Below are 12,785 nucleotides of genomic sequence, written 5' to 3'. Positions count from 1 at the left end.
GGCGGCACCGACTCCCGGCGTCGGGCGCAGGGCGGGTCGCCGAGGTCTATTCCTCCGTGTCGCCGAGCGCGAGCGCCGAGACGAAGTCGGCCTGGGGGGCGAGCAGCTGCTCGAGCTCGAGGACCACGAGTCTGTTCGTCCCGGCGACCGTCACGGGCGCCGGCACGAACAGGGTGCGCGTCGGTCCGTTGCGCCAGTAGCGACCCAGGAAGAATCCGTTGACGAACGCGTAGCCCTTGCTCCACGCCGCGGTGTCGAGGAACAGATCCGCGGAAGAGTCGAGGTCGAAGTCCGCGACCCAGGCCGAGGGGCCGATGATGGTCTCGCTCGCCGACTGCGCCGCGCGGGTTCCGATCCGCGCCGCGATCTCGGCGACATCGAGCGGAGCCGAGTGCCATCCTGTCAGCGGCAGGCCGTCGATCTCCGGCGTGCCCACGAGACCCTTCTGCTCGCCGAGCCGGTGATCGTAGTTCACGCGACCCTGGTCTTCGACGAGGATGCTCAGAGTGCGGCCCGCCGGAATCTGCAGCACCCGATCGTGGCGGGTGCGTGAGAGCGTGCCGACGGGCTGACCGTCGACGCTCACCCAGGCGAGATCGCGCACCTCGTCGAGCACGAGCCGGCCGCCCCGGCCCTCAGGGAGGTCGACGTCGTAGCGGACCAGCGCGCTCAGGTGCTCCAGTTCGTCGAACGTGACGGGGTCTGAGGACGAGGGAGCGCTCGCGGCAGCATCCGTCCATGCGCCCGCCGCGTCGAGCGGCACCGACAGCACCGGCGCGGCCTCGGTCGGTGCGGGAAGCTCATCCGGCACCGGGGCGTACTTCGCGATCACGTCGCGGAACGCGAAGAACTTCGCCGTCGGGTTGCCGGCCTCGTCCAGCGGCGCGTCGTAGTCGTACGACGTGACGAGGGGGAGATAGCGCCCCTTGTGGTTCGCGCCGTTCGTGAGTGCGAAGTTCGTGCCGCCGTGGAACATGTAGATGTTCACGGAGGCTCCTGCGGCGAGCAGCTCGTCGAGGTCCGCTGCCGCTGCCGCGATATCGGTCGTGTGGTGCACACCGCCCCACCAGTCGAACCATCCGTCCCAGAACTCCGAGCACATGAGCGGACCGGTGGGTTGGTGGGCGCGCAGAGTGGCCAGCCGTTCGACGCTGCGTGAGCCGAACGATCCGGTCTTGTGCAGCGTGGGCAGGCTGCCGTCGGCGAGCATCTGATCGGTCGGCTGGTCGACGGTCGTGAGCGGGACGGTGATGCCGCATTCGCGCGTGAGAGCCACGAGCGTCTCGAGGTAGGCCTTGTCGGATCCGTAGGCGCCGTACTCGTTCTCGATCTGCACCAGCACGACGCGACCGCCGCGGTCGATCTGCCGCGGCGCGACGATCCCGTACACCCTGCGCAGGTAGCCGCTGATGTCGTCGAGGAAGGCCGGGTCCGAGGAGCGCAGAGGGCGATCGCCGGCCGTGAGCCAGGTGGGCAGCCCGCCGTTGTGCCACTCGGCGCAGATGTAGGGACCGGGGCGGACGATCGCGTCCATGCCCTCGGCCTCGATCAGATCGAGGAAGCGGCCGAGGTCGTTGGCGCCCGTCGCGTCCCATTCTCCGCGGCGCGGTTCGTGGGAGTTCCAGGCGACGTAGGTCTCGATCGTGTTGAGTCCCATCAGACGGGCCTTGCGGATGCGGTCCCGCCACTGGTCCGGGTGCACGCGGAAGTAATGGATGGCGCCGGAGATGACCCGGTGCGGCTCGCCGTCGCGGAGGAAGTCGGACTCGCCGATGGAGAAGGAGGTCACGATGCAGTGCTTTCGATCAGGGAGGTCGCGCCGCCCCTCCGACGCGGAGGGGCGGCGCTCACAGGACGTGCGATTACTTGTTGACGGCGAAGCCCTGCTCGTTGCCGTACTGCTCGAGAGCGTCCTGCCACGAGACGAGGCCCTCGTTCAGGTCGGTCCGGTTCTGGTACGACTGGCCCACGGTGTCGCCGAAGATGCTGTTCGCGTACACCTGATAGGGCAGGTAGCCCCAGCCGTCGACGACCTCATCCGCGGCCGCGGCCAGGACTTCGTTGATCTTCTGTCCACCGAAGTACTCGGGGGCGTCGGCGAGGAACTCCTCGCTGGAGAGCTCTGCCGTGGTCGACGGGAAGCCGCCGGACTCGAGGAAGATCGAGATGCTGTCCTCCGAGTTGTTCAGCCACCACAGGAATCCGGCGGCGAGGGCCGGGTTCTTGCTCTGGGTGGTGACGGCCTGGCCGCCTCCGCCGTTCTCCGCGGTCGCGGGCGTGCCGTCGTAGGTCGGCATCGGAGCGACGCGCCAGTCGCCTGCGCCGTCGGGCGCGCCCGAGATCAGGTTTCCGGGCATCCAGGCGCCGATGACGAGCGTGGCGAGGCTGCCGTCGCCGAGGGCGCGGAACCACTCGTCGCTCCAGCTGTTGTACGGGGCGAGCAGGTCCTCCTCGACGAGGCGGTTCCAGTTCGCGGTCCACTTCGCCGAGCCCTCGTCCTGCAGGTCGATCGTGACATCGGTGCCCGAGGTCTCGAACGGCTTGCCGCCGGCCTGCCAGATCATCGACGTCGCGAAGCCCGCATCGCCGGTGTCGTTGGTGATGTAGGCATCCGGGTTCGCGGCGTGGATCGCCTTCGCCGCCTCGTAGTACTCATCCCACGTGGTGGGCACGGCCACACCCGCGGCGTCGAAGACCGCCTTGTTGTAGAACAGCGCCATGGGGCCGGAGTCCTGGGGCAGGCCGTAGATGGCGTCGCCGTCGGTCACGGAGTTCCATGTCGATGCGGTGTAATCGTCTTCGAAGTCCGCGAACCCGTACTGCGAGAGATCGACGAACGCGTCGGTGAGCGAGAACTGGGGAAGCGCGTAGTACTCGACCTGCACGACGTCGGGAGCGCCCGAGCCCGCCTTGATCGCGTTCTGCAGCTTGGTGTACTCCTCGTTGTTGGTGCCCGCGTTGACCACGTTCACCTTCACGTTCGGATACTCCTTCTCGAAGGCCTCGACCTGGGCTTCGGCCGACGGGGTCCACGACCAGTACGTGATCTCGCCGCCCTTCTCGAGTGCGGCTTCGACCGAGTCGAACGATCCGTCACCGGCGGCGGAGCCGGAACCCGAGTCGCCCGTGCTGCAGCCGGCCAGCGCGAGCGCTGCGACGGTTCCGGCGGCGAGCACCGAGATGGTGCGCCGCGCGGCAGGAGAGGGAAGGTGCTTCATTGCTGTGTCCTTTCGGGGGTGCGGTCCAGCATCGGACCGACGTTTGTGGATGCAGGGGGCGGGGAGCTACTGCTTGACGCTGCCTGCGGTGAGGCCTGACTGCCAGAAACGCTGCAGCAGGAGGAAGGCGATGACGATCGGGACGATCGTGAGCAGCGAGCCCATGATCACGAGGTTGTAGATCGGCTGCGATCCTGCGCCGATCGCCTGCGCGCTCCACTGGTTCAGACCCACCGTGAGCGGGTACCAGTCCGGATCGGAGAGCATGATCAGCGGCAGGAAGTAGTTGTTCCAGGTCGCGACCACGGTGAACAGCGTGACGGTCACGATGCCCGGCGCGAGGAGACGCATCGAGATCGTGAAGAAGGTGCGGAACTCGCCGGCGCCGTCGATGCGCGCGGCCTCGAGCAGCTCTGTCGGGATCGACTCCGAGGCGAACACCCAGATGAGGTAGAGGCCGAACGGGCTGATCAGCGAGGGGATGATCACGGCCCACGGGGTGTTCGTCAGTCCCAGTTCGCTGAAGAGCAGGAAGGTGGGCACAGCGAGGGCGGTACCGGGCACGGCGACCGCTCCGAGCACGATCGCGAACACGGCGCGGCGACCGGGGAAGCGGTACTTCGCCAGGCCGTAGCCGGCCATGGTGGCCAGCAGGGTCGCGCCGCCGGCTCCGACGACCACGTAGAGCAGTGTGTTGCCGAGCCAGCGCAGGAAGATCCCGTCCTGGTACGAGAAGGTCGCGACGAGATTGTCGAAGAACGCGAAGTCGTCGGAGAACCAGAGCCCGAACGAGCTGAAGAGTCCGGACTGCGTCTTGGTCGAGCTGAACAGCAACCACACCAGAGGGATCAGTGTGTAGAGCGCGTACCCGATCATCACGATCAGGAGCGTCTTGGACTTGCGCGGATTCATCAGGTCATGGCGCTTGTGCGAGGGGCGGGCGAGGGGGAGAGCCATGTCAGCGCACCTCCGACTTCGAGCCGCGCAGCTGCACGACGTAGGCGATCACCGCGGTGATGACGCCCATGATGATGGCGATCGTCGCGGCGTAGTTGAACTGCTGCCCGGCGAAGGACAGGTTGTACGCGTACATGTTGGGCGTGAAGAACGTCGTGATCACGTTCGGGGCGAGCGGGCGCAGGATGTTGGGCTCGTTGAACAGCTGGAAGCTGCCGATGATCGAGAAGATCGTCGCGATCACGAGAGCGCCGCGCACCGAGGGGATCTTGATCGAGAAGATCGTGCGCCATGCGCCGGCGCCGTCGAGCGACGCGGCCTCGTACATGTCAGTCGGGATGGTCTTGAGCGAGGAGTAGAAGATCAGCATGTTGTAGCCCACGAACTGCCAGGTCACGATGTTGCCGATCGAGACGAGGATCCACTCCCGGGCGAACGGCGTGAAGAAGTCGCTGCCGAGGAAGTCGTTCAGGTTGCTGGTGAGCCCGAACTGATCGCCGTAGATGTAGCCCCACATGAGCACCGCGACCACGGCGGGCACGGCGTAGGGGAGGAAGATCAGGATGCGGAAGAACGATGCTCCGCGCAGCCGAGCGCTGTCGAGCGCGAGGGCCGCGGCGAGGGCGAGCGCGAGCATGATCGGGACCTGCACGACGAGGAACAGCACGACTCGTCCGAAGGCCTCCCAGAACTGCGAGTCGGTGAGCGCGCGGACGTAGTTGTCGAATCCGACGAACGCGGTGCCCCCGATGAGCTTCTCCTGGAAGAAGCTCAGGTACACGGAGTACGCGAGCGGAGTGAGGAACACCAGCGCGAACACGACCATGAAGGGGCCGACGAACGCCCATCCCTTCCAGTCGCGCTTCTCGCGCCGGCGGATGCCGTGGTCCGCACGGGTTGCGGAATCTTGAGTCGTCATTGACGAGACCTTCTTCGAAATCGGGCGCTCTGCGCGCCGTGTGTCAACGTCAACATATGCGATGCGCTGCTAGTGTGTCAACGTCAACATATGAACGGATGGTTGATCGTGACCTCGTACCAGTCGACAGAGCCGCCGCAGCGGCGCAGAGAACCCTCGATGGAAGACGTCGCGCGTGCCGCAGGCGTCTCCGGTCAGACCGTCTCGCGAGTCGTGAATGCGCGCGGCTACGTCGGCGCCGCCACGCGCGCACGCGTCGAAGACGCCATGCAGAGTCTCGGGTATCGACCCAACAGCGCCGCACGGGCTCTGCGCTCGGGTCGGTTCCGCGCGATCGGCGTCATCATGTTCTCCTTCAGCTCCTACGGCAACCAGCGCACTCTCGACGCGATCGCGGTGCGCGCCTCCCAGAGGGGCTATGCACTGACGCTCATCCCGGTGGAGTCGAGTGCGCGCGACACCGTCGCCGGCGCCTTCCGCCGACTGGAGGAGCACGCGGTCGACGGCATCATCATCGTGATCGAGGCGCACCAGCTCGACGAGGCCGAGGTCGAGATCCCCGAGGGTCTTCCCGTCGTGCTGGTCGACTCGAACCGCGGAGACGCGCACCCCTTCGTCGACACGGATCAGGCACAGGGTGCGCGTCTGGCGACCGAGCACCTGCTCGACCTCGGTCATGCGACGGTGTGGCACGTCGCGGGTCCGGCGAAGTCGTACTCCGCCGAGCGTCGGCGCGAGTCCTGGCGGCAGACGCTGGAGGCCCGTGGGGGCGAGGTCCCCGAGCCCCTGCAGGGCGACTGGACGGCCGAATCCGGCTACCGCGCGGGTCTCCGGCTGCGCGAGGACGACAGCGTGACGGCGGTGTTCGCCGCGAACGACCAGATGGCGATCGGGGTCGTGCGTGCGTTCCGTGAAGCAGGGCGTGACATTCCGGGCGACGTCAGCGTCGTGGGCTTCGACGGACTTCCGGACGCCGCGCAGCTGTGGCCCCCGCTCACGACCGTGCAGCAGCACCCCGAGAGGGTCGGCGCTCTGGCCGTCGACGCTCTGCTCGCCGAGCTCGACGGCGGAGAGCACGTGCAGACGCCCCTGGTCGGCACCGAGCTGGTCATCCGCGGGAGTACGGCGGCTCCGCGGGCCTGACGTCTCCTCCCGCGGCTCCCCGCGAGCCGCGCATGATGCGGGCGACCGCGGTGATGAGGAACATCTGACCGGTGATCGCCTCGGCGACGGCGATCGTCTGCACGCCGGGAAGCACCGGCACGATGTTGCCGTAGCCGGTCGTGGTGAGGGTCGTGAACGAGAAGAACAGCTGGCTCGAGAGAGAATCGACGACCTGCCCCCCGAACGAGGGGGTGCCGGTGAGCAGCGCGAGGAGGTTGTAGAGGAGCGCGAAGAACATCCCCACCAGCACGTACGCCGCGATCGCGGCGAGCAAGGCCTCGACATCCAGACCCGGACGACGCACCTGATGACGGATGATGGCGACGGGTGCGATGAGGAACGCGACCATGGATGCCGCCGACAGCGTGACGTCCAGCACGATCCCCTGAGCGCCGATCACGGCCGTCACCACCGTGGCGACGGCGGCCAGCGACAGCACGCCCCAGGCGATCCGCTGCACGCGCGCATGCGCCTCGGTGACCCGGAGCACTGCGGCGACCGTGACCAGTTGCACCAGGAACGCCCAGGGGCTCGGATCGGTCGTGCTCTGCGTCGCGCACAGCGCGTACGTGGCCACGAGGAGTGCGAGCACCACCCAGTAGCCGCTGCGCCATCCTGACGCGCCGCTCGGCTCACCGCCCGCTGCCACCGTCACTCCTCGACCGTGCGCGGCACGCGGGGCAGCCGGCCCGAATCCAGCGCGGCAGTGAGCGCGTCGAAATCGCGCTGGTTCTGTTCGGCGTACGCCTCGGCGAACGACGTGATCGCGTCGTCGAACGCCGAGCTCGACCCCAGATACCCCGCGATCTCGACACGGTCCCCTGACCTCGAATGCGCTCGCGCGAGGGTCTCTCCGCATGCCCGCGCATACAGGGCCGCTCCGCGCGCGGTCATCACGTCGGGGTCCAGTCCTCCCTTGCCGTCCTGCAGCTGTCGCAGATAGAAGTCCCGCCGCCGTCCGTCGACCCAGACGATCGACTGCCATCCGAGGAAGATGTCGCTCGAGGCCTGCATCAGACGCTGTCCTCTGACGAGGCGCTCGCCGTGGCTGGCGTGCGCGCTCGGCTCGAGGAACCGCTCGAGCACCGACTCCTGCGCCTCCTTGGCCTGCAGCAGCGGATCGTCGTCGTCACGACCGGTCAGCAGGATCACCCACGCCCGGGTTCCGACGCTCCCCACGCCGACGACCTTGCGTGCCATGTGCCGATAACGGAACTCCGCGAGCGGATGCCGGTCTCCGAGCAGCGTCGTGCGGTACTCCGCGAGAATGCGCCGCATGATGTCGGCCTCGTCTGCGGCTGCTCCGGTCTCTCGCAGGAGGTCCTCGACCGGAACGATCAGAGGGGGCGCGGCGGCGATGCGCAGTGACATCCGCGTGCTGCGCTCCGGTCGCGGGGAGGGAGACATGCTCAGGGCGCGGTACGTCGAGCTCTCGGCGGCGGCGAAGGCCGCGGTGCTGCGAATCGATCCGATCGCGGACGCCGAGGAGTACAACGCTCTGCTGCATTGGCCCGTCCGCGCCGCCGAGTTCGACGCCGACGACATGCTGAGGCAGTTCCGGGCGACAGGGGATCCGGCGCACATCCGTCTCGCGAACCGCATGGAGAACCTGCAGGTGCTCGAGTGGGACCTCTGGTCCCGAGGAGCCGGATCCGTGGTCGACGTGATCGATGCGCGTCCGCGCGCGACGGTCCTGGACCTCGGCGGATTCGAGCATCCCGCCGAACCGAAGGTCGCGGCGCTCGCCGTCGTCGAATCGCTGTGGTCGCAGCGCGAGAGCCGTCGCCCGCTCCTGATCGTGATCGATGAAGCGCACAACCTGTGCCCACCCGACCCGCTGACCGCCGTCGAGAGGGCGGTCACCGAGAGGCTCGTGCAGATCGCGGCGGAGGGGCGCAAGTTCGGGCTCTGGCTCCTGCTGTCGACGCAGAGGCCGACCAAGATCCACCCTCAGGTGCTCTCGCAGTGCGACAACCTCGGGCTGATGCGTGTCAACGCTCCGCGCGACATCGCCGAGCTGGCCGACGTGTTCGGCTTCGTGGGGGAGGAGGACATCCGTCGAGCCCAGGGCTTCGCTCAGGGTCAGGCGCTCTTCGCCGGCGGGTTCATCGCCCGGCCGACGTTCGCGCAGATGGGGGAGCGGCTGACCGAAGAATCCGGAGCCGACGTGCGCGTGCCGCTGCGCTCGTGACTGCGAGGCGGGGAGGACTCAGCGCCAGATCGCCGCGATGCCCGCGTTGAGCGCCGTCAGGATGCCCACGAGCCAGAACATCGCCGGCGGCACCGCGCCGGACCTGCGCTGCTTCGCCGTGCCGATGCCGAGGAGCGCACCGATCGCGAGAAGCACCACGAGCTTGGTGCCGATCTTGGCGTAGTTCATGTCGACGCCCTCGGGGAGTCCCCACGGTGCCGCGAGGACGAGACCCGCGACGGCAGCGATCGTCATCCCGATGCTCATCAGGCGCGTGAACTCGCGCTTTCCCACGAAAGCCTGCGCCGCCCATGCGCCGAACAGCACGGCGAAGCCGATGAGATGGACGAAAAGAACGACGTGACGCAGGGTCTCCATACCCTCACGGTAGGAGACTGCGGGTCCCACCCGCCAGCAAGGGCAAGCTGACCTCAGCCTCGCAGCGAGCGCACGACGAGGGCGGTGCGCAGCGCAGCATCCGCGGCCTCCGCGCCCTTGTCCTCCTTGGAGCCCTCGAGGCCGGCGCGATCGAGGCCCTGCTTCTCGTCGTCCAGCGTCAGCACGCCGAATCCGACGGGCTTCCCGGTGTCGAGCGAGACACGGGTGAGCCCGTCGGTCGTGGCCGCCGAGACGTACTCGAAGTGCGGGGTGCCGCCGCGGATGATCACGCCCAGCGCCACGACGGCATCCGCTCCACCGGCGAAGGCCGCCTGTGCGGCGACGGCGAGCTCGAACGAACCGGGCACCCGCACGATGCGATAGTCGGCGTCGGCCGCGTCGAGCACGCGCTCGGCACCGGCGATCAGGCCGTCCGTGATCACGTCGTGCCAGGTGCCGGCGACCACGACCACCTTCAGGCCCCGTCCGTCGATCTTCTCGGTCTTGGGTGCTCCTGCGCCGCTCATGCGTCGTCCTTCCGTCCGTCGGCGAGAGCCCGTGCGAGCTCCGCCTCACCGATGATGTGACCCATCCGGTCACGCTTGGTCTCGAGATACTGATGGTTGTTCGGTCCGACGCCGACGATCAGCGGAACCTGCTCGACGACGTCGAGCCCGAGAATGCGCAGCTGGTTCACCTTGTCGGAGTTGTTCGTCAGCAGGCGCACCTTCGATACGCCGAGGTCGGCCAGGATGCCCGCCGCGGCGGCGTAGTCGCGCGCGTCGGCGGGGAGCCCCAGCGCGAGGTTGGCGTCGACAGTGTCGAGGCCTCCCTCCTGCAGGCTGTAGGCGCGCAGCTTGTTGATCAGGCCGATGCCGCGCCCCTCGTGTCCGCGCATGTAGATGACGATGCCGCCCTCCTGCTCGATCGCGTCGAGCGCGGCGTCCAGCTGCGGGCCGCACTCGCACTTCAGCGATCCGAACGCCTCGCCCGTCAGGCACTCCGAGTGCACGCGCACGAGTGCCGTCTCGCCCGGTTCGCCCGACACCACCGCGATGTGATCCGTTCCGGTGACGCGATCCTTGTAAGCGAGGAAACGGAACGAACCGTGCGTGGTCGGAACCGTCGCATCTGCGCGCAGGCTCACGCGGCGGCTCGCGCGCTGGGGGTCCCACCCGGTGGGGTCGACCTCGACGAGGTGGGCGATGAGCTGCTCGATCGTGATCACCGGAACGCCGTCGCGTGCGCCGAGCTCGAGGAGTCCGGGCAGACGCATCATGCTGCCGTCTTCTGCGACGACCTCGGCGATCGCTCCGACCGGGCGCAGCCCTGCGAGCTTCATCAGGTCGACGGCCGCCTCGGTGTGCCCGCTGCGCTCACGCACACCGCCGTCGACGGCGCGCAGCGGCAGGACGTGCCCCGGGCGGATGATGCTGGTCGCCGTCGACTGCGGGTCCGCCAGGACGTTCAGAGTGTGCGCACGGTCGTGCGCGCTGATGCCGGTGGTCACGCCTTCTGCGGCATCGACGCTCACCGTGTAGGCGGTCGAGCGGGCATCCTCAGAGGCGGCCACCATCGGCGGCAGGTTGAGGTTGTCGGCGAGATCGGCCGGCATCGGGGCGCAGATGAACCCGGACGACCAGCGCACGGTCCAGGCGACCCACTCGGGCGTCGCGAGCTCGGCCGAGAGGATGACATCGCCCTCGTTCTCGCGGTTCTCGTCGTCTGCGACGAGAACCGGTCGCCCGGCGCGGAGGGCCTCGAGGGCCTCGGGGATGGTGGCAAGGCTCATCGCGAGCCTCCTTCCGGTGCTGCCCGGAACGCGAGCAGGCGCTCGACGTGGCGGGCGAGGATGTCGGTCTCGAGGTTCACGCGGTCGCCGACCGCGCGCGAGCCGAGGGTGGTGGCGGCGAGCGTCTCGGGGATGAGCGAGATCTCGAACCAGTGGATCTGTGCGTCGACCGGACTGGCCGCGCTCACCGTGAGCGAGGTGCCGTCGACGGAGATCGAGCCCTTGTCGACCACGAGGGGGGCGAGGTCGTCGGGCAGCGAGACGCGCAGCACGCTCCACTGCTCGCCGGGGCGCACCTCGAGCACGGTGCCGACGCCGTCGACGTGGCCCTGCACGATGTGCCCGCCCAGGCGCGCCCCGACCGGCATCGCCTTCTCGATGTTCACCCGTGTGCCCACGGATGCCGTCCCGAGCGCTGCCACGTCGAGCGTCTGCTTCATGACGTCGGCGTCGAAGGTGTCGGCAGTGGAGTCGACCACCGTCAGGCAGACGCCCGAGACGGCGATGGACTCGCCGTGCACGGCATCGGACACGGCCTTGGGCGCGCGGACCGTCAACCGCCATCCGTCTCCCGCGGGGGCGATCGCAGTGATCTCGCCGATCTCCTCGATGATTCCGGTGAACATCAGGCGGCTCCTTCTTCAGTGGTGAGCACGGGCGGTGCGGTGATGGACTCGGGATCCTCCGCGGCCAACGTCGGGTGCGCGATCGCGAGCAGGTCGGCCCCGAGCGGCACCCACGCCTCGACCGTCAGACGGCGAGCCGCGTCGATCGTCGCGACCCCGATATCGGTGAGCGCCAGGCGGTCGCCGCCGAGCAGCACGGGCGCGATGTACGAGAGCACGCGGTCGACGAGTCCGGCCGCGATGAAGGCGCTCGCCAGCGTCGGGCCGCCCTCGACGAAGACCGTGTGGACACCGCGCGAGTGCAGGTCGGCGAGCACGGTGCGCAGATCGTGCGTGTCATAGAAGAGGGGCGCGCGCGGGTGCCGACGGATCGCGGCGTCGTCGGGCGTCGCGCGCGAGCCGATCACCACCGGGATCGGCTGCCGGTCGAAGAGCGCATCGCCATCGCGGGCGGTCAACGAGGGGTCGTCCGACAGCAGGGTGCCGGTTCCGACGGCGATGGCATCCGCCTCGGCGCGACGGCGGTGGACGTCGGCGCGGGCCTCGGGTCCGGTGATCCACTGGCTGGTGCCGTCGGAGGCCGCCGCACGGCCGTCGAGGGATTGGGCCCATTTGACGGTGACATGGGGGCGGCCCAGCCGCTGAGCGGTGAGCCAGCCGTCGATGATCTCGTGCGCCGCGTCGGCCTGCTCGCCCGACTCGACGCTCACGCCGGCGGAGCGGAGTCGATCGCCGCCGCCGCCCGAGACCTCTCCGGGGTCGTCGAGTGCGTAGACGACGCGCGAGACGCCCGCCTCGATGAGCGCGACGGCGCACGGTCCCGTCCGCCCGGTGTGGTTGCACGGTTCCAGGGTGACGACGGCGGTCGCGCCCCGCGCGGCTCCGGGCGCGAGCTTCGAGAGGGCGTCGACCTCGGCGTGCGGGGTGCCCGCACCGCGGTGCCACCCTTCCGCGATGATCTCGCCGCCGGGGGAGAGGATGACGGCTCCCACCTGCGGATTCACGCCGCGGGGGCCCAGCGTCGCGAGTTCGAGCGCTCGGGTCATCGCCCGGCGTTCCGCCTCGTTCACTGCCATCCGTGGTCCTCTCTGAGGCTCCGGGGATTCCCCTCGCGAGGGGACGTCGGCAGGACGCGCGCACGGCGGCGCATCGTGCTGCCTCCCTTCCGGACTAGCGAGGCTGCGCCTCGCACCACCGTCGGTCCCGGAATTCCACCGGATCGGCACCTCGGAGAACCGAGGCGCTCGCGGACTGTCACCGCCGGTTCGGATTCTCACCGACCCCGGAGCACGTTGATGCTCTGAGTGTACTCAACACATCGGAATGCATTTCATTCCGCGTCGAAGTGCTACTTGAGCAGGCGCGAGAGGCGACGGTCCGCCAGCGGCTTGCCGCCCGTCTGGCAGGTCGGGCAGTACTCCATCGAGCGGTCGGCGAAGAAGACGCTGCGCACGGTGTCGCCGCACACCGGGCAGACCTCACCCCGCCGGGCATGCACCTGCATCCCGCGACGCTTCGCATCCTTGAGGTCGGCGGGCGG

The 12,785-nt window shown here is 68.8% G+C and carries 14 protein-coding genes; 2 read left to right on the top strand and 12 right to left on the bottom strand.

The window, feature by feature from the left end; genetic code table 11:
* Positions 1 to 46: 46 nt before the first annotated feature.
* From RWO82_RS08205 to RWO82_RS08190, 4 genes are all read right to left on the bottom strand, one after another.
* Positions 47 to 1,789 (bottom strand): beta-galactosidase, encoded by a 1,743-nt coding sequence (locus RWO82_RS08205; protein ID WP_314425542.1) that lies wholly within the window; start codon positions 1,787 to 1,789, stop codon positions 47 to 49.
* Between the two features lie 73 nt (positions 1,790 to 1,862).
* Complete coding sequence (locus RWO82_RS08200; protein ID WP_314425540.1) at positions 1,863 to 3,218, bottom strand: sugar ABC transporter substrate-binding protein; 1,356 nt, start codon at positions 3,216 to 3,218, stop codon at positions 1,863 to 1,865.
* A gap of 66 nt (positions 3,219 to 3,284) precedes the next feature.
* Positions 3,285 to 4,130 (bottom strand): carbohydrate ABC transporter permease, encoded by an 846-nt coding sequence (locus RWO82_RS08195; RefSeq protein ID WP_314425590.1) that lies wholly within the window; start codon positions 4,128 to 4,130, stop codon positions 3,285 to 3,287.
* Between the two features lie 46 nt (positions 4,131 to 4,176).
* On the bottom strand, positions 4,177 to 5,094 hold the full coding sequence (locus tag RWO82_RS08190) for a sugar ABC transporter permease (protein WP_314425536.1): 918 nt from the start codon (positions 5,092 to 5,094) through the stop codon (positions 4,177 to 4,179).
* A gap of 159 nt (positions 5,095 to 5,253) precedes the next feature.
* Here RWO82_RS08190 and RWO82_RS08185 point away from each other — a divergent pair, with 159 nt between their 5' ends.
* Positions 5,254 to 6,237, top strand: a complete 984-nt coding sequence (locus tag RWO82_RS08185) for a LacI family DNA-binding transcriptional regulator (RefSeq protein ID WP_314425587.1) — start codon at positions 5,254 to 5,256, stop codon at positions 6,235 to 6,237.
* On the opposite strand, the gene RWO82_RS08180 is transcribed toward RWO82_RS08185, so the two are convergent.
* Positions 6,203 to 6,907 (bottom strand): ion channel, encoded by a 705-nt coding sequence (locus RWO82_RS08180; protein ID WP_314425534.1) that lies wholly within the window; start codon positions 6,905 to 6,907, stop codon positions 6,203 to 6,205. The two genes, RWO82_RS08185 and RWO82_RS08180, sit on opposite strands and share 35 nt — an antisense overlap.
* 2 nt (positions 6,908 to 6,909) lie before the next feature.
* Positions 6,910 to 7,629, bottom strand: coding sequence for a DUF2252 family protein (locus tag RWO82_RS08175; RefSeq protein ID WP_314425532.1), 720 nt, complete (start codon positions 7,627 to 7,629; stop codon positions 6,910 to 6,912).
* Here RWO82_RS08175 and RWO82_RS08170 point away from each other — a divergent pair.
* A complete protein-coding gene (locus RWO82_RS08170) occupies positions 7,616 to 8,449 on the top strand; it encodes an ATP-binding protein (protein WP_314425530.1) in 834 nt (277 codons plus the stop codon). The genes RWO82_RS08175 and RWO82_RS08170 overlap by 14 nt on opposite strands.
* Before the next feature lie 18 nt (positions 8,450 to 8,467).
* Here RWO82_RS08170 and RWO82_RS08165 read toward each other — a convergent pair whose 3' ends face one another.
* The 6 genes from RWO82_RS08165 to RWO82_RS08140 form a co-directional block, all read right to left on the bottom strand.
* The gene (locus RWO82_RS08165; RefSeq protein WP_314425528.1) at positions 8,468 to 8,827 is read right to left on the bottom strand and encodes a Fe-S protein; all 360 of its coding nucleotides are present in this window, start codon (positions 8,825 to 8,827) and stop codon (positions 8,468 to 8,470) included.
* A 53-nt stretch (positions 8,828 to 8,880) separates the two neighbouring features.
* A complete protein-coding gene (gene ribH, locus RWO82_RS08160; RefSeq protein WP_314425526.1) occupies positions 8,881 to 9,354 on the bottom strand; it encodes a 6,7-dimethyl-8-ribityllumazine synthase in 474 nt (157 codons plus the stop codon).
* Positions 9,351 to 10,619, bottom strand: a complete 1,269-nt coding sequence (gene ribA, locus RWO82_RS08155) for a GTP cyclohydrolase II (RefSeq protein WP_314425524.1) — start codon at positions 10,617 to 10,619, stop codon at positions 9,351 to 9,353. The genes ribH and ribA overlap by 4 nt, the downstream gene beginning before the upstream one ends.
* Positions 10,616 to 11,245 (bottom strand): riboflavin synthase, encoded by a 630-nt coding sequence (locus RWO82_RS08150; protein ID WP_314425522.1) that lies wholly within the window; start codon positions 11,243 to 11,245, stop codon positions 10,616 to 10,618. Before RWO82_RS08150 ends, ribA begins: the two co-directional genes overlap by 4 nt.
* Entirely contained in the window at positions 11,245 to 12,321 is a 1,077-nt protein-coding gene (ribD, locus tag RWO82_RS08145) for a bifunctional diaminohydroxyphosphoribosylaminopyrimidine deaminase/5-amino-6-(5-phosphoribosylamino)uracil reductase RibD (RefSeq protein WP_314425520.1), read from the bottom strand. Before ribD ends, RWO82_RS08150 begins: the two co-directional genes overlap by 1 nt.
* Positions 12,322 to 12,593: 272 nt before the next feature.
* On the bottom strand, positions 12,594 to 12,785 hold a 192-nt coding region (locus RWO82_RS08140), incomplete at its 5' end, for a zinc finger domain-containing protein (RefSeq protein WP_314425517.1).

The sequence above is a fragment of the uncultured Microbacterium sp. genome (genome assembly GCF_963521645.1).
In the GTDB taxonomy this organism is placed as follows: Bacteria; Actinomycetota; Actinomycetes; order Actinomycetales; family Microbacteriaceae; genus Microbacterium.
Note: the sequence above shows the minus strand (reverse complement) of the source record. Positions and strands in the feature narration are given on the sequence as shown.